This is a genomic window from uncultured Leifsonia sp., assembly GCF_945957465.1.
GTDB lineage: Bacteria > Actinomycetota > Actinomycetes > Actinomycetales > Microbacteriaceae > Leifsonia.
On sequence record NZ_CAMFLC010000061.1, the window covers coordinates 1 to 15,326 of the forward strand.

Below are 15,326 nucleotides of genomic sequence, written 5' to 3' on the forward strand. Positions count from 1 at the left end.
TCAGCTGCTCGACGAGCTTGAGCGCGGCGGCCTGGTTGGGGCTGTCGGCGGCGATCCCCCAGCAGTTGGTGAACTGGAGTGTGCCCTGACCGGCGGGGCCGGCCGGCAGTTCCGCGATCCGGTAGTGGATGTTCGGGTAGTCCGACTTCATGGCGCCGGTGATCCAGTTGCCCTCGATGGTCATCGCGGCCAGGCCCTTGCCGAACGCCTCGCCGCCCCAGCCCGCGCCGAGGTCCTTGGCGTACTTGAGGTCGCCCGCGGTGAGCATCTGCTTGACGAAGTCGAGCGCCTTCACGTTGGCGTCGCTGTTCGCGGTCGCCTTGGTGCTGTCGTCGTTCATCAGGTTGCCGCCGGCCTGCACCATGAAGGAGCCGATGCGGGCGTACTCGCCCGAGATGCCGAGACCGACGTGGCCGTTGCCGGTGAGCTTCTTGGAGACGGCCGCCAGCTGGTCCCAGGTCTTGGGGATGTCGCTGTCGGTGAGGCCGGCCGCGCTCCACATGTCCTTGTTGATGATGAGCTGCAGCGTCGAGAAGTCTTTGGGGGCGCAGTAGAACTTGCCGTCGTACGTGAACGACTTGACCAGGCTGGGGTAGAAGTCGCTCTTGTTGGAGAGCTGGTCGCCGTAGGCGAGCAGCGAGCCGTTGGAGGCGTAGCCGGCGAGGGCATCGGTGGAGAGGTAGAACACATCGGCCGGCTTCTTCGCTGCGAATCCCTGGGCGAGCTGCTGGTTGAGGTCGGCGGCGGCGACGACGCTGGCCTTGGTGCCCGAGCTCTTCGACCAGTCGCCGACAGCCGACTTGACCGCTGCGGTCTCGGCGTCGCCGGATGACCCGATCATGACGGTGAGCGGCTTGTTCGAGGACGTGAGCTTGCCGGTGTCGCTGCTGCCGCTGCCTCCGCTGAAGCCGGAGCCGCAGGCGGTGAGGGCGAGCGCGGCCGCGGCGGCGACGGCGCCGCCCGCGAGCCAGCGGGATGTGATTCTGCGCATGTGTTTCTCCTTGATGTGAGTGTGCCCGACATGACGGGCCCACGCGTTCGGGGTTGAAGAAGGCCGTGGGCGGATCGCCGCACTTATCCCTTTGATCGATCAAATTCGATGGTGCTACGCTGCATTTTGAACGATCAAACCGGGACTCTGCCAACATAACCACGGCCTCCGGAGGTGTCAAGCTCCGAAACGGACGAGCGCGGCGGGCCAGGGAAGCGACCGAACGGTAGGGTCTGAGAAAACTCCCGGATCAGGGGACGAGTCGGCGAAGGAGCAGCATGGGCGGGCAGCCGACGGTGAGCGATGTCGCCGACGCGGCGGGGGTGTCGCGTCAGACCGTGTCCAACGTTCTGAACACCCCGGCCATCGTCCGGCCGGAGACCCGCGAGCGGGTCGAGGCGGCCATCCGGTCGCTCGGCTACCGCCCCCACGCTTCGGCGCGCCGGCTTCGCACGCAGAAGAGCTCGACGATCGGCATCCGGCTCGACCCGCTCACGCAGGACGGCATCTCCGGCAGCGTGCTCGACCGCTTCCTGCACGCGCTGACCGAGCAGGCCGATCGCAAAGGGCTGCGGGTGCTCCTGTTCACGGCGGCAGGCCCGGAGGACGAGATCGAGCAGTTCCGGAGGCTCTCCGACGGCGCGGATGTCGACGCCTTCGTGCTGACCTCCACGTTCCACGGCGACCCGCGGACCCAGTGGCTCATCGAGCACGGCCAGTCGTTCGTGACGTTCGGGCGCCCGTGGGGCATCGACGACATGACCGACCCGCTGCACCTCTGGGTCGACGTGGACGGCCGCGCGGGCCTGCGCGAGGCGACGCGGCACTTCCTCGAGGGCGGCCTGCGGCGGATCGGCTACCTCGGCTGGCCCGCCGGGTCCGGCACCGGCGACGACCGCCGGGCCGGCTGGCTGGAGGCGATGCGGGCGGCCGGTGCCGTCGATGAGACCACGCTCGCGGCGCTCGAGGAGGCTGCGGAGGACATCGTGACCTTCGGCGCGACCGCCATGCGCCGGCTCGTCGAGCGGGCGCAGCCGGAGGCCGTCGTATGCGCCTCCGACTCGCTGGCGCTCGGCGCGCTGACCGCGACGGGAGGGCGGATCCCGGTGATCGGCTATGACGACACCCCGATCGCCGACTCGCTCGGCTTCTCGAGTGTGCAACAGCCGCTCGACGACGTCGCCGCCGGCGTGCTCGACCTGCTGACCGGCGTGCACGGCGGGAAGGTGCGCCCGGAGTCCGGGATCGACGACCCGCGGCACCGGCTGGTCGCCCCCCGCCTGGTGGTGCGCGAAGGCGGGTCGCTGATCGGCCGGCGCTGAGCGTCGCGCGGTCGGGCGTGCACACTCACACGCCGGGCCGGTCTCGTGGCCAGCGGAGGAGATCCGCGACCCGACGCCGCACAACTCCTCTCTTGCCTGCGATTTGGTGCCTCCCGGCTCGAATCTCCTCCGTTGCCGTCGGCCGCAGCTAACGGAGGAGATACGCAGCGCCACGCCGGCGGGAAGCGGGGAACGGAGGAGTGCGCCCCAATATCGGCCCGGATCTCCTCCGTTGCCGCCCGGTGACCCCCGAAACGCGGGCGTCATCCGCTGCCGCGACAATGGAGGGATGACTCCACAAGAGCCGGACCTCGAACCTTCGCGCACGGCGTCACGAACGCAGCGCCCGAGCCGGGCACATCGCATCCCCGTCACCGTCTCCATCACCCGCCGGGTCGATCCCGGTCGCCTCCCGGAGGTGACCCACTGGGTGCAGAACGGCGTGAACCTCGCCAACACGTACGAAGGCTTCCTCGGCTCCGGATGGGTGCGCGCCCACGCCGATTCCCGGGAGTGGCACATGCTGTACCGCTTCGCGGACGAGGCATCGCTGGACGCGTGGGAGTCCTCCGACGACCGCGCGCAGTGGCTGTACGACGGGCGCGAACTGGTGGAGGTCGCGCGGGTGGAGCGCCGCACCGGCATCGAGGGCTGGTTCGACGAGCCGCAGCCCGGAGCCCCGAGTGCGCCGCCGCGCTGGAAGCAGGCGGTGACCATCTGGCTCGGCTTCTTCCCGCTTTCGCTGGTGTTCACCTACGTCACGTTCTACCTCGTCCCCGGCTGGCATCGGCTCTGGCCGCTCGCCACCGTGCTCATCACCACCTTGTGCCTGACGCCGACGATGACCTACGTCCTCCTGCCGTTCGTCACGCGCCTTCTGCACCCCTGGCTCGCCCGTCCACGCCGCCGAGCCCGCTGATCCGCTCCTCGTGCCCGTCGGCTCAGGGATGGCCCTGAGCCGACCCTGAGATCCGCGCTTCGCTCTTGCGCTCTCTCAACTCGCGATATATCGTGAATACGTCAACATCGCGATATATCGCGAGTCACCGAGGGCTCCGCCGGAGCCTCGCTGCACGAGAACCAGGAAACGACGCAAGGAGCGCGAGAACATGGCACAGGAGAAGTGGCTGATCCAGCCGGGCGAGAGCCGCACGATCGACGTGGAGCTCGTCCGCTCCCTCAAGGTGGGGCTGCTCGGCGGTCAGATCGACATCATCGGGCACGACGAGCAGGGCGCGCGCGTGGAGGTCCACTCGGTCTCCGGACGCGACCTCAAGGTCTCGGTCGACGGCGACCGGCTCGAGATCGACCACCCGCAGCTGCGCTGGGACAACTTCATCGAGGTCTTCAAGTCGATGAAGTCGAGTGCCCGCGCCGACGTCAGCGTTCTGGTGCCGCGGGATGTCGCGCTCAAGTTCGGAGTCGTCTCCGCCGGCGCCCTGATCTCGGGCCTGAAGACCGATGCGCGGCTCAGCACGGTCTCCGGTGATGTCGTCATCGACGGCGTGGTCGGCGACCTCGAGCTCAACTCGGTCAGCGGCGAGCTGTCGGCGCGCGACCACACCGGCCGCATCAACGCCCACACCGTCTCGGGCGACATCACCGCGACCGGCACCATCCCGCGCTTCAGTGCCGACGGCGTCTCGGCCGACATCATGGTCGACATCGGGGGCACCCCCGACGAGATCCAGGTGAACACCGTCTCGGGCGACACGACGATCCGCATCCCGGAGGCGCTCGGCGCGCGGTACCGCGCCAACACGGTCTCCGGCCGGGTGCAGCTCGACAACGTCATGGTCGTCGGGAGCGCGGGCAAGGGCTACACCGCGACCACCGGCAGCCTCGACGGCCACTGGGTCGACATCTCGGTCAACTCGGTGTCGGGCGCGGTCTCGGTGCTCCGCAGCTCCGTCGCCCACAACGAGCAGAACGAGGCGTCGGCGTGACCCCCGCGGTCTTCTCGCACGGCAGCCTCCGCCTCTACCTGCTGAGCCTTCTCGCGGAGGAGCCGCGCCACGGCTACGAGCTGATCCAGGCGCTCAGCGACCGGTTCGGCGGCACCTACGTGCCGAGCGCCGGCACGATCTACCCGCGGCTGGCCAAGCTGGAGGAGGAGGGGCTCGTCACCAAGACGACCGACGGCCGCAAGACCGTCTACTCCATCACCGACGCGGGTCGCGCCGAGCTGGCGGCGCGCGAGCACGAGCTGGGCGCCATCGAGGAGGAGGTCACCGACTCCGTGCGGCGGCTGGCCGACGAGGTGCGCGCGGGCGTGAACGACGCGATGCGCACGTTGCGCGCCGAGCTGGCCTCCGCGGCCCGCGAGGCGAAGCGGGACGCGACCCGGGTCGACCCGCGGCAGGAGGCCCGCGACGCGACGCGCGACGCGCGGGCGGCGGCGAATGCTGCGGCGCGGGAGGCCGAGGTGGCGATCAACGACTTCCGCCAGCAGCTGCGCACCGATCTTCGCTCGCAGGCGGCTCGCGGCGCGCTCCCGGCCAACGTGGTGCCGGTCCTCAAGGAGGAGCTCGCACGCGTGCGTCGGGTGGTCGCGGAGGCGATCGGCCGGGGTTAACCCGCCGGTGAGACCGGGTTTCCGAACCAATTCCAGAAAGTCTCAGGCCATGCTCATCTCGCTCCCAGTGAGACCGATGACGAGCCGCCTCCCGCGAGATTCCGCGGCAACGGACCCCTCGCGGGGAGCGGATCAAGTCTTGCCAGAATCACATCCTGGTGACGACGCAACGCGCCGACTTGACAGTGTTTTGGCAGCGAGTATTCTCGACCCTCGTGACAAATGAGGGGAGATCCCCGAAGCGGTGGTTGATCGGCGACCCGCTTCCGAGCGAGAAACTCGAAGGACAGCTACTCCCGAAGCACCTCGCCCTACCGATTTTCGCCTCCGACGCCCTCTCCAGCGTCGCCTATGCTCCGCAGGAACTCCTGATGATCCTGCTGCTCGGCGGCCTGGCGTTCCTGTCGTTCGCACCGTGGGTGGCGGCGGCCGTCGTCATCCTGCTCATCACAGTGGTGCTGAGCTATCGGCAGTTGGTCAAGGCCTACCCCTCCGGAGGCGGCGACTACGAGGTCGCGCACAAGAACCTCGGCGAGAAGGCCGGGCTGGTCGTGGCCTCCGCTCTGCTGGTCGACTACGTGCTGACGGTCGCCGTGTCGGTCGCCTCCGGCGTCGACAACGTGATCTCCGCGCTGCCCTTCCTCTCGCCGTGGCGGGTGGAGCTCGCGGTGCTGTGCGTGATCCTGCTCGCCGCCGTCAACCTGCGCGGCGTCCGCGAGTCGAGCAAGGCCTTCGCCCTGCCGACGTACATCTTCATCGGCAGCATCCTCGTGATGATCGCCACCGCGCTCGTGCGCACGGCGCTCGGCAACCCGCCGGTCGCCGAGTCGGCGGCCTACTCCGTGCACGCCGCGAACATCGCGCAGGCGGGTGTCGTGCTGCTCCTGCTGCGCGCGTTCTCCAGCGGCTGTTCTGCACTGACCGGTGTGGAGGCCGTTGCCAACGGTGTGCCGGCCTTCCGCACCCCCAAGATCCGCAACGCGCGCACCACCCTGGGCCTGATGGGAGGCATCGCGATCGTCCTGTTCGCGGGCCTGACCGCCACGGCGCTCATCAGCGGGGTGCACTACGCCGAGAATCCGTGCGACCTGCAGGGCTGGGCGCAGTGCGCGACCTCACCGCAGCGCTCGCTCATCGCACAGATCGCGGCGGCGACGTTCGGCAACAACACCGTCTTCTTCTTCATCGTGCAGGCGGCGACCGCGGTGGTTCTGCTGCTCGCGGCGAACACCGCGTTCAACGGCTTCCCGCTGCTCGGCTCGGTGCTCGCGCGCGATTCGTACGCGCCCAAGGCCCTCAACACCCGCGGCGACCGCCTCGTCTACTCCAACGGGATGATCCTGCTGGCGCTGGCCGCGACGATCCTGCTGTTGGTGTACCAGGCGAACCTCACGCAGCTCATCCAGCTCTACATCATCGGCGTCTTCGTGTCGTTCACCCTCGGCCAGTCCGGCATGGTGAAGCACTGGACCACCCTGCTGCGCGGCAGCGGCAAAGACGGCGCTGCCACGCTCAGCTCCCGCGCGCGCAGCAGCATCGTGCGCTCGCTCTGCATCAACGCGTTCGGTGCGACCCTGACGTTCATCGTGCTCATCGTCGTGACGATCACGAAGTTCACGCACGGCGCGTACCTCGTCTTCATCTTCATGCCGATCCTGTGGTTCCTCATGCTCGGTGTGAACCGCTACTACCGCGATGTCGAGAAGGAGATCGAGGTCGACCCGACCACGACGTTCGGCAGCGTCGGCGACCACGCGGTCGTCCTGATCGGCAAGATGCAGAAGCCCGCGCTCAAGGCGCTGGACTACGCCATCGCGGCCCGGCACGACTCGATCGAGGCCGTGCACGTCTCCATCGAGGAGGAGGCCACCCAGAAGCTGCAGCGCCAGTGGATCGAGCAGAACATCCACGTGCCGCTGACGATCATCGAGTCGCCGTACCGCGAGTTCGGCGTGCCGCTGGTCAAATACCTCAAGCACCGTCGCGAGGAGCACGGCTCCGAGGTCGTGACGGTCTACCTCCCGCAGTACATCGTCGGCCACTGGTGGGAGTCGCTGCTGCACAACCACCGAGCACGCCGCCTGAGCAAGCAGCTGATGCTGTGTCACGGCGTCACCGTCGCGCTGGTGCCGTGGCTGCTCGACTCGTCGTCGCTGATCTACGGCCGCCGGTCGCGTCCGCTGCCCGGGCAGGACCGCCGCGGCGAGCCCGTGCGTCCCGTCGCCCGTCGGCCGCTCGCTCCGGCGTCCGCGGCGCGTGCGCGCATCCACATCCACTCGACGCCGATCACGCTCGGTGAGCCGGAGGCGACGCGCAGTGAGTTCGCAGCGCCCGGTGAGCTCGCCGTGCCGCCGGTGACGGGAGCGGAGAAGACCGAGGCCACCGCCGAGACGTCGAAGGTTCCCGCCAAGGCCGAGAGCTAGGTGTACTGCCCAGGGACGGGGTCTGTCAGATGAACGGTGGATCTGGTCGGGCGTTTGTTAGTTGATGCGGCCGTCGAAGCTGATCGCGAATGCGTTCAGCGCCGGCTTCGCCCTGGTGACCCAGCGTGCCCGACCACGCCCGGTGGGGTCAAGCGACCGGGTCACAAGGTAGAAGCACTTCAGCGCGGCAGCGTCATTCGGGAAGTGTCCCCGGGCGCGGACAGCGCGGCGGTAGCGGGCGTTGAGGGACTCGATCGCGTTGGTGCTGCAGCTGATCCGGCGGATCTCGACGTCGTAGTCAAGGAACGGGATGAACTCGGTCCATGCGTTCTCCCAGAGCTTGCGGATCGCCGGATACATGCTCGCCCACTTCTCCGCGAACTCCTCGAACCTGGCGCGGGCGGCCGCTTCGGTCGGCGCCGTGTAAACGGGTCGCAGATCTTTGGAGATCTGCTCCCAGTACTCGCGCGACGCGAATTTGAAGGTGTTGCGGATCAGATGGATGACGCAGGTTTGCACGACCGCGAACTCCCAGGTGGTCGTGATCGACTCCGGCAAGCCTTTGAGCCCGTCGCAGACGACGATGCAGACATCCTCGACACCGCGGTTCTTCAGCTCGGTGAGCACACCGAGCCAGAACTTCGCCCCCTCGCCACCGTCACCGGCCCAGATGCCGAGGATGTCGCGTTCCCCGGCGGTGGTGACCCCGACGGCGACATAGAACGGCTTGTTCCGCACCTGCCCGTCCTGGACCTTCACCACGATCGCGTCGATGAAGACCACCGGATAGATCCGGTCCAGTGGCCGGTTCTGCCACTCGGTCATCTCCTCGATCGCCTTGTCGGTGATCTTGGAGATCGTGTCTTTGCTCACCGACGCCCCATACACGTCCTCGAAGTGCGCCGCGACCTCACCGGTGGTCAGCCCGCGCGCGGTCAACGACAGCACGATCTCATCGATCCCATCTAACCGGCGCTGCCGCTTCCGCACGATCTTCGGTTCGAACGACCCGTCCCGATCCCTGGGCACCTCGATCTGGACGGCCCCGACCTCGGTGAGCACGGTCTTGGAGCGGCCGCCGTTACGAGCGTTCTCACCCGGCGACGCCCTGTGCTTCTCATAACCGAGGTGCTCGGTCATCTCGGCCTCGAGCGCGGTCTCCAACACCGTCTTGGTCAGATTCCCCAGCAGGCCTCCCGGCCCGACCAGGCTGACGCCCTTCTCCTTCGCCTGCGCCAGCAGCTGCTCGGCGATCTGTTGCTGATCGATGATCTCTCCCGTCACAGGATCGATCATCTCGATGACATCGGTCATCGCCTTCCCTTCCGGTCAGGCCAGACCAGATCCACCGTTATTCAGACAGTCCCTTTCGCCGGACACCGCAAGAAACGCGATCCGGAACACACGCCAACGGTGGCGAGTGCCCCATCGTAAGAGCTAGACATCTTCATTCATTTCGGCCAATATCATCTAAACATGTAAGGTTTCACACCTTGCATGTTCAGGGAATCGTCGACGCGGCCGCACCACGCATGTGGGTTAGCAGACCACCGTCAACGCTCCTTTCACCCACTGAAAGGAGAGTCAAATGTCATTGGTCGACACATCCGTGGGGGTGCAGACGGCGCTGCTGCGCGGGTTCGCCGCCACAGACTGGCGTGCGCGCCACTTCCTCACAGTTCGTCAGGACCGTCTCGTCTGGCTGATCGTGATCGCCATCGCCATCGTGATCGCACTCGGCCTGGCGACCGCATGGTTCGTCTACTGCCAGGCCCAGGGCGGCTGGCCCGCACTGGACATGCCGAGCTTCTCCGCGGGGGGCACCTGGAAGCTGTACTGCGCGAAGTGATTCGTAGGGTGATGGTGTGGAGACGAGGAGTCCTGCAGTGATGACGATCGATGCGAAGTGGCTAGTCAAGTCCTACGGACACAACCGCGTCCTCGACGCAGTCACGCTGGCGGTCGGACCTGGGGAAATCCACGGACTGCTTGGCCCCAACGGCTCCGGAAAGACCACCTGTCTCCACATCCTCACCGGTCTCATCGCCGCCGACGAGGGCTCGGCGTGCATCGAAGGCATCAACGTTGCGCGCAAGGAGTCGCGGCACCTATTCGGGTTCGCCCCCGACGACTTGCCCTTACCTGGGGCGCTGACAGGGCGGGAATTTCTCCGCTTCCACGACGCGCTTCGCGGCCGCGACGACAGTGCACGCGCTAACCAGTTCGCCGAGCTGCTCGGTATCGACGGAGCACTCGATCAGCCAGTCGCGGAGTATTCGCACGGGATGCAGCGCAAGCTCCAGGTGATCGGAGCGGTCATGCACGATCCGGAACTGCTCATCCTCGACGAGCCGTTCCGCGGCCTCGACCCCGAGGCCGCGGCCACCCTGCGCGCGATGATCATCGCGTTCGCCGAGTCAGGACGGGCAGTGCTCATCGCGACGCACGACATGCTTCGTGCTGAGCGCGACTGCGATGCCGTCACCATCCTCTCATCGGGCCGCATCGTCGCGGTGGGGGCACCGCAGCAACTGATCGAGGACCAACCCGCGGCGTCGAGTCTGGAGGACGTGTTCATGCACGTCACCGGACGGGTCGATGACGCGACCCGCAAGCTCCGCTTCATGGAGACCGCGTTCCAGCGCTAGGAGCGCATGGGGCAACGAAGGAAGAAGGAACACTATGTCCAACGGTCTGCGCGTGCTCCTACACGCCATCACCGGACTCATCGTCGGTTTGTGCGTCGTGTTTATCGGCGTGGCCGTGACCCTGATGCTGTCGTTCTTCAACGCGACGGCCGTCGGCATCCCCGGCCTCATCGACGTCTGGACGACTGAGGAGAACGGCGCGACAGCGCTCAACTTCAACCCGTCGTTCGTCGGGATGGGCGTCGCGGTCCTTGTGACCGCCGCAGCGTATACCGTGCTGCTTAGCCTCGCCACGCGCCGTCGCGCGCAGCCCAGCCAGGCATAGCCGCCGTGCTAACCGGGGTGGGCGCCGTCGCGCGTGTCATCGTGGCGCTTTGGGTCAGGGAAGTCGCCCGGGCGCTGCACGCCACACGGCGACAGGTGACGGCCGGCATCGTGGTCTCGACGGTGCTCACGGTGGCGCTCGGGGCGATGCTTGCACTGGTGGCTGCATCGCAGGTGACCGCCGACATTCCGCACGAACTGCGCGCGACGATCCTGCGCACCTCGTTTGGCGGCGCGGTGTTGTCAGTCGGTGCGATCGCGGTCGCGCTGAGCCTTTCCGCCCCCCAGCGGACCGCGTTGCAGAACCTGCTCGACTTGCTGCCGATCAGCCGCGCCGCGGCCCGACTCGGACAACTCCTGCCCATCCTGCTGGTGGGCTTCGTCTACAGCGTGGCCCTCTCCAGCACAGGCATATTCGTCCTCACCCGTGCCGCAGTCACAGCGGCTGAGGCGGCGGCTGGCATCGCGACCTACCTCATGCTCATCGCTGTGGCTCTCGTGGTCGCGGTGTCGCTATTCTCTCTGCTACAGTCGGCGACTGCACTCCTGCGCTTGCCCACCCAATACAGCGCCGCAGTGGCCGGGGTGCTCACCCTCAGCACGGTCCTGTCTCTCACAATTCCCGACATCTTCGCCACCTTGCCGGTCGACCCCGCGCAGAGCTCACCGGCAGACCTGTTCCCGCACCGCGCGTTCGCCGCAGCGGTCGCGTCGCCCTCTGTGCTGCGCTGGGCGCTCGTGATCGCGTGGATCGTCACCGCCCTCGCTTTCGCATGGGCGGCCGCGGTGGGTTACCGCCCAGAGGCCAAGCCACGCCATTACAGCTTCCTGCGGGGAACCCGGCCGTTCGGGCGCACGCCCTTCTGGGGGCACGTGTGGGTGGAGACACTCATCGCGATCCGCAATCCGCAATATGTGATGGTGGTCCTGATCACCCCAGTCACTATCACCGTTGTCTGGATGGCGTCACTCAACTCATCAACATCGATCGTCGCCACCTCCCTGGCCGGATCGCTGACGGTTCTGCCCTTCATGCTCGCCCTCTACGCGGTCGGCCGCACCGCCCGGTTCGAGTGGATCGCCACCATCGCCACCGCCCGACCGAGGCTGCGCATCGCGCCAAAGGCGGTTGCCTACTTCGCTGTCGCCATCGTCCTCGCGGTGCCGGCAGCCGCGGCATGCGTAGCCCTGGGGCTGCTCCCGGCCGACGCTCTTGGCTCGACGGTGCTGCGTTGCGCCCGCGCAGAATGCGTATGGCACGAATAAGGGCCAGATGTCGCTGGAGACGGGAGGTATCGTCCTCACGGGCGATATCGCCTATTTCATCTGGGACACCAGCAAAACCAACTCATTCGACCACGCCGGAATTGTGACGAAGGTCGTCGGTTATGAACCGTACTTCGCATACCACACGTCGAACCGATACAACATTTCCTTCACGCAGGTAAGGGCGAACGCCGTCGCGTCCGGCGAAACCCAGTACGACTTCAACGTCGGGTTGTACGACTTCCACGTCTAAGTAGGGTGGGACGATGAGGAACGCGACGACGAAGTGGGTTGTGTGGGGCTGGGTTTCCGGCTTCGCCGTCCTTGCAGCTGCCGTGTTCCTCATCGTCACATTCGTCGGTCACCTACCCGAGCACCCGACCGAATCCGACGCCAGGGACGAGGCGCAACTGGTGCTGACAGATGTCTACAATCACGACATCAGCGCCCTCAAAGCGCGATTCACGAGCAGCTATCCCCCGGGCCCGAAAGAGTTCGCAGAACAATGCCAGCGCGCGGCATCCGATCCAGGCGAGATACGCGTGCGCTCAAATACCGATTTCCCGAACGCGTTCCGCGTGAACGTGGATCCCAAGAGCGGGCCATCCGCCCACTTCACCTGCGCATTCGCCCTCATCCGCGTGGACCATCATTGGACTATCAACTACCCCGTCGGAACCTAGGGCGTGTCTGACCATCCCGCGGGTTCGCCGCGAGCGAGTTCGATAGCGTCCTGAGATGCTCGCGGGTGCCTTTCAACTGGCGTCGGAGAACTTCCGACCCTGCCTGCCTGTGGGACGCGGCAGGTTCCCTTCGATGAAGAACCACTGACCACCCGAGAGCGGCTCGATTCGCGACATCCATCGCGACTCGCAACCCCAGCTCACAAGCTTAGTCAGACACGCCCTAGCTGTACTGCCCAGGGACGTTGGTTGATGTGTGACGACTCGCTGTAGTCGTTCGGGATGCGAGGAGGACCTCCGGTCGAGAGTGGAGCTGCTTAGGTTCCATTCGACCAGGAGGTCCTCGTGTCCCACGCTGATGCAGCGCCCACCCCGGTCCAACGTGCCCGGGTCGCGCGTCTCATCGTTGTCGATGGTTGGCCAGTCGCTCACGCGGCTGCGTTCTTTCATGTGTCGTGGCCGACCGCGAAGCGCTGGGCTGACCGGTATGCGGCGATGGGCCGCGACGGGATGAAAGACCGGTCATCCCGGCCGCACCGGTCTCCGAACCGGACGCCGCAGCAGTTCGTGCGGAAGATCGTGCATCTGCGGTGGAAGCGACGCCTTGGCCCGGTCGGTATCGGCGCCGAGCTGGGGCTGCCGGCCTCGACGGTTCATGCCGTGCTGACTCGGTGCCGACTGAACCGATTGCATCATGTCGATGTCAGGACGGGGGAACCGGTGCGCCGTTACGAGCATGAGAAGCCGGATGCGTTGATCCATGTCGACGTGAAGAAGCTCGGCAATATCCCGGATGGCGGCGGCTGGCGGTTCGTGGGTCGACAGCGCGGTGAGCGGCATCGGGAAGCGACCGCGACTCGGACAGGGAACCGGAATCACCGCTACGAGCCTCGCATCGGCACAGCGTTCGTGCACACGGTTATCGATGACCACTCCCGGGTTGCTTATGCCGAGATCCACGAGGACGAAACCGCTGTGACCGCTATCGGGGTGCTGCGCCGGGCAGTGTCCTGGTTCGAAGCCCGCGGCGTTGTCGTCGAACGGGTCCTCTCCGACAACGGGTCCGCCTACAAGTCGCACGCCTGGCGGGACCCCTGCGCTGAGCTGAACATCCGAGTCAAGAAGACCCGACCTTACCGGCCGCAGACCAATGGGAAGATCGAGCGCTTCCACTGCACCCTCGCCGACGGATGGGCGTTCAGCCGGCACTACAACTCAGAATCAGCCCGCCGAGCTGCCCTCCCCGCCTGGCTCCATCACTACAATCACCACAGGCCCCACACCGCCATCGGCACGGTCCCACCGATCACACGGTTAACCAACCTGCCTGGGCAGTACACCTAGCTGTCCCGCTGGAGCCGCACCGCCGGCCCGTGCCCCGGCAGCACCCAGCTCGCGTCGCACAGGCTGAGCCTGCGTGCGCTCGACTCCGCTTCGTCGGGGTCGTGGTGGAAGAACGACGGCAACTGCTGCAGCTCGCCGTCGTCGTCGAGGAGGGCGTGCCCGGTCACGATCGCGTCGCCCGTGATCAGCGCCTCGGCATCGGGCTCGAAGAAGCAGACGTGGCCGGTGGTGTGGCCGGGCGTCGGCACGACCTCCAGCCGGTGCCCCGTCGACAGGTCGAGCGCTTCGCCGGCGATGGCTTGCGCCGACGGGATGCCGACCTCGCTCAGGCCGCCCGCGCGGATCGCTGCGAGCGTCCACGGGATGGTCCCGCGTCTCAGGGCGGCCGGCAGCAGGTCGCCGACCGTCACCTGCTCGGTGATCTCGCGCCGGACGTTCGGCAGTTCGGTCGCGGCGGTCAGCACCCCGACCCCGTAACGCCTGCTCCAGAGCCGGGCGGCGCCGAGATGGTCGGAGTGGCCGTGGGTGATGATGATGCGGGAGAGCGCCGAGAGATCGAGTCCCACTGCGCGGATGGATTCCTCGACCAGCAGCCGGTCTGCCGGGTAGCCGCAGTCGACCAGCTCGACCCGGCCGGCGCCATGGAACACGGTCCAGTTGGAGGCGGGGCCTTCGGCGAAGAGGATGCCGGGGGCGACGGTGGTCAGGGATCGGATCGCACGCACACGGTAGACAGTACCGTCTAGAACTTGACCTTGACGTTACGTCAACCTCTAGCGTGGGTCACGCAGTCGTTCGAGAGAGGAACGGACATGGTGGAGACAGTCGCCGACTGGAGCATCCAGGACATCGCGCGCATCGCGGGCACGACGAGCAGGACGCTCCGTCACTACGATGCGCTCGGCCTGCTGGCGCCGAGCCGGATCGGCGCGAACGGGTACCGGCACTATGACCGAGACGCGCTGATGCGGCTGCAGCAGATCCTGCTGCTGCGGGACCTCGGGCTCGGCCTCCCGGCCATCGCCCGGGTTCTCGACGACCGGCAGGATGCGGTGCCCGCGCTGCGTGACCACCTCACCTGGTTACGCAGTGAGCGGGAGCGGCTGGCCCGACAGATCGCGTCGGTCGAAGCGACGATCCACGCAGTGGAGGAAGGAGAGGAGATCGTGGCAGAAGAGATGTTCGACGGGTTCGATCACACCCAGTACAAGGACGAGGTCGAGCAACGCTGGGGGAAGGACGCCTACGCGGCCTCCGACCGCTGGTGGCGCGGAATGACCTCCGAGGAGCGCGCAGGCTGGCAGCAGCGGCAGAAGCAGCTCGCGGCCGACTGGATCGCCGCCGCCGGGCGCGGCCTCGACCCGGAGTCGGACGAGGCGCAGGCGCTCGCGCAGCGGCACTGGCAGTGGCTGGCCGACATCCCGGCGACCCCCGGCTACGGCCAGGGCGGACCGCCGGCCGCCTACCTGACGGGCCTCGGCGACATGTACGTCGCCGACCCGCGCTTCGCCGCCAACTACGGCGGCGCCGAGGGCGCCGCTTTCGTGCGCGACGCCCTCCGAGCGTACGCCGCCGCCCACCTCGCGTAGCCCGCGACGCCGAGGCGGCCGATTCTCAGCCGTCTCGGCGTTCCAGCGAGGACCGCGCGCCGTTTGGGCGCCGCGTCAGGCGCGGCGCGGGTGCGCATGCGCGCGGCGGGTGCGGCCGGTGAGCCGGTCGTCGAGCCAGTGGGCGGCGATCAGGCGCGACG

16 protein-coding genes are annotated in these 15,326 nt (G+C 67.2%); 13 read left to right on the top strand and 3 right to left on the bottom strand.

Features of this window, described 5'->3' with window-relative positions:
* Positions 1 to 991 (bottom strand): extracellular solute-binding protein (locus Q0Q23_RS17795; RefSeq protein WP_295127299.1); only part of this gene is annotated, 991 nt, incomplete at its 3' end.
* 278 nt (positions 992 to 1,269) lie between these two features.
* Between Q0Q23_RS17795 and Q0Q23_RS17800 the strand changes: the two genes are divergently transcribed.
* The 5 genes from Q0Q23_RS17800 (at position 1,270) to Q0Q23_RS17820 (ending at position 7,311) form a co-directional block, all read left to right on the top strand.
* Entirely contained in the window at positions 1,270 to 2,313 is a 1,044-nt protein-coding gene (locus tag Q0Q23_RS17800) for a LacI family DNA-binding transcriptional regulator (protein ID WP_295127301.1), read from the top strand.
* A 289-nt stretch (positions 2,314 to 2,602) separates the two neighbouring features.
* Complete coding sequence (locus tag Q0Q23_RS17805) at positions 2,603 to 3,232, top strand: antibiotic biosynthesis monooxygenase (RefSeq protein WP_295127303.1); 630 nt, start codon at positions 2,603 to 2,605, stop codon at positions 3,230 to 3,232.
* Between the two features lie 190 nt (positions 3,233 to 3,422).
* Positions 3,423 to 4,259, top strand: coding sequence for a DUF4097 family beta strand repeat-containing protein (locus Q0Q23_RS17810; RefSeq protein ID WP_295127305.1), 837 nt, complete (start codon positions 3,423 to 3,425; stop codon positions 4,257 to 4,259).
* Positions 4,256 to 4,888 (top strand): PadR family transcriptional regulator, encoded by a 633-nt coding sequence (locus Q0Q23_RS17815; RefSeq protein ID WP_295127308.1) that lies wholly within the window; start codon positions 4,256 to 4,258, stop codon positions 4,886 to 4,888. Before Q0Q23_RS17810 ends, Q0Q23_RS17815 begins: the two co-directional genes overlap by 4 nt.
* Positions 4,889 to 5,136: 248 nt before the next feature.
* Positions 5,137 to 7,311: an APC family permease gene (locus Q0Q23_RS17820; protein WP_295127333.1), complete on the top strand. Its 2,175-nt coding sequence runs from the start codon at positions 5,137 to 5,139 to the stop codon at positions 7,309 to 7,311.
* A gap of 57 nt (positions 7,312 to 7,368) precedes the next feature.
* On the opposite strand, the gene Q0Q23_RS17825 is transcribed toward Q0Q23_RS17820, so the two are convergent.
* On the bottom strand, positions 7,369 to 8,607 hold the full coding sequence (locus tag Q0Q23_RS17825) for an IS256 family transposase (RefSeq protein WP_295127336.1): 1,239 nt from the start codon (positions 8,605 to 8,607) through the stop codon (positions 7,369 to 7,371).
* A 292-nt stretch (positions 8,608 to 8,899) separates the two neighbouring features.
* Here Q0Q23_RS17825 and Q0Q23_RS17830 point away from each other — a divergent pair, with 292 nt between their 5' ends.
* The 7 genes from Q0Q23_RS17830 to Q0Q23_RS17860 all read left to right on the top strand — a co-directional run bounded on the left by Q0Q23_RS17830 (position 8,900) and on the right by Q0Q23_RS17860 (position 13,576).
* Entirely contained in the window at positions 8,900 to 9,160 is a 261-nt protein-coding gene (locus Q0Q23_RS17830; protein WP_295127309.1) for a hypothetical protein, read from the top strand.
* A gap of 40 nt (positions 9,161 to 9,200) precedes the next feature.
* Positions 9,201 to 9,959, top strand: coding sequence for an ABC transporter ATP-binding protein (locus tag Q0Q23_RS17835; protein ID WP_295127340.1), 759 nt, complete (start codon positions 9,201 to 9,203; stop codon positions 9,957 to 9,959).
* A gap of 34 nt (positions 9,960 to 9,993) precedes the next feature.
* Positions 9,994 to 10,284: a hypothetical protein gene (locus Q0Q23_RS17840; RefSeq protein WP_295127312.1), complete on the top strand. Its 291-nt coding sequence runs from the start codon at positions 9,994 to 9,996 to the stop codon at positions 10,282 to 10,284.
* Between the two features lie 17 nt (positions 10,285 to 10,301).
* On the top strand, positions 10,302 to 11,549 hold the full coding sequence (locus tag Q0Q23_RS17845) for a hypothetical protein (RefSeq protein ID WP_295127315.1): 1,248 nt from the start codon (positions 10,302 to 10,304) through the stop codon (positions 11,547 to 11,549).
* A gap of 7 nt (positions 11,550 to 11,556) precedes the next feature.
* Positions 11,557 to 11,802 carry a hypothetical protein gene (locus tag Q0Q23_RS17850; RefSeq protein WP_295127318.1) on the top strand — a complete coding sequence of 82 codons (246 nt, stop codon included), beginning with the start codon at positions 11,557 to 11,559 and terminating at the stop codon, positions 11,800 to 11,802.
* Between the two features lie 13 nt (positions 11,803 to 11,815).
* On the top strand, positions 11,816 to 12,232 hold the full coding sequence (locus Q0Q23_RS17855) for a hypothetical protein (protein ID WP_295127321.1): 417 nt from the start codon (positions 11,816 to 11,818) through the stop codon (positions 12,230 to 12,232).
* Between the two features lie 345 nt (positions 12,233 to 12,577).
* Complete coding sequence (locus Q0Q23_RS17860) at positions 12,578 to 13,576, top strand: IS481 family transposase (protein WP_295127324.1); 999 nt, start codon at positions 12,578 to 12,580, stop codon at positions 13,574 to 13,576.
* Here the strand turns inward: Q0Q23_RS17860 and Q0Q23_RS17865 are convergent.
* Complete coding sequence (locus Q0Q23_RS17865) at positions 13,573 to 14,301, bottom strand: MBL fold metallo-hydrolase (protein ID WP_295127327.1); 729 nt, start codon at positions 14,299 to 14,301, stop codon at positions 13,573 to 13,575. The two genes, Q0Q23_RS17860 and Q0Q23_RS17865, sit on opposite strands and share 4 nt — an antisense overlap.
* Positions 14,302 to 14,388: 87 nt before the next feature.
* Here Q0Q23_RS17865 and Q0Q23_RS17870 point away from each other — a divergent pair, with 87 nt between their 5' ends.
* On the top strand, positions 14,389 to 15,165 hold the full coding sequence (locus Q0Q23_RS17870) for a MerR family transcriptional regulator (RefSeq protein WP_295127330.1): 777 nt from the start codon (positions 14,389 to 14,391) through the stop codon (positions 15,163 to 15,165).
* Positions 15,166 to 15,326: the final 161 nt, after the last annotated feature.

Bases quoted from the DNA above. Each gene is read 5' to 3' on its own strand.
- Q0Q23_RS17800 (WP_295127301.1), top strand. From the start codon at position 1,270: ATGGGCGGGCAGCCGACGGTGAGCGATGTCGCCGACGCGGCGGGGGTG.
- Q0Q23_RS17805 (WP_295127303.1), top strand. From the start codon at position 2,603: ATGACTCCACAAGAGCCGGACCTCGAACCTTCGCGCACGGCGTCACGA.
- Q0Q23_RS17810 (WP_295127305.1), top strand. From the start codon at position 3,423: ATGGCACAGGAGAAGTGGCTGATCCAGCCGGGCGAGAGCCGCACGATC.
- Q0Q23_RS17825 (WP_295127336.1), bottom strand. From the start codon at position 8,607: ATGATCGATCCTGTGACGGGAGAGATCATCGATCAGCAACAGATCGCC.
- Q0Q23_RS17830 (WP_295127309.1), top strand. From the start codon at position 8,900: ATGTCATTGGTCGACACATCCGTGGGGGTGCAGACGGCGCTGCTGCGC.
- Q0Q23_RS17835 (WP_295127340.1), top strand. From the start codon at position 9,201: ATGACGATCGATGCGAAGTGGCTAGTCAAGTCCTACGGACACAACCGC.
- Q0Q23_RS17840 (WP_295127312.1), top strand. From the start codon at position 9,994: ATGTCCAACGGTCTGCGCGTGCTCCTACACGCCATCACCGGACTCATC.
- Q0Q23_RS17850 (WP_295127318.1), top strand. From the start codon at position 11,557: ATGTCGCTGGAGACGGGAGGTATCGTCCTCACGGGCGATATCGCCTAT.
- Q0Q23_RS17855 (WP_295127321.1), top strand. From the start codon at position 11,816: ATGAGGAACGCGACGACGAAGTGGGTTGTGTGGGGCTGGGTTTCCGGC.
- Q0Q23_RS17870 (WP_295127330.1), top strand. From the start codon at position 14,389: ATGGTGGAGACAGTCGCCGACTGGAGCATCCAGGACATCGCGCGCATC.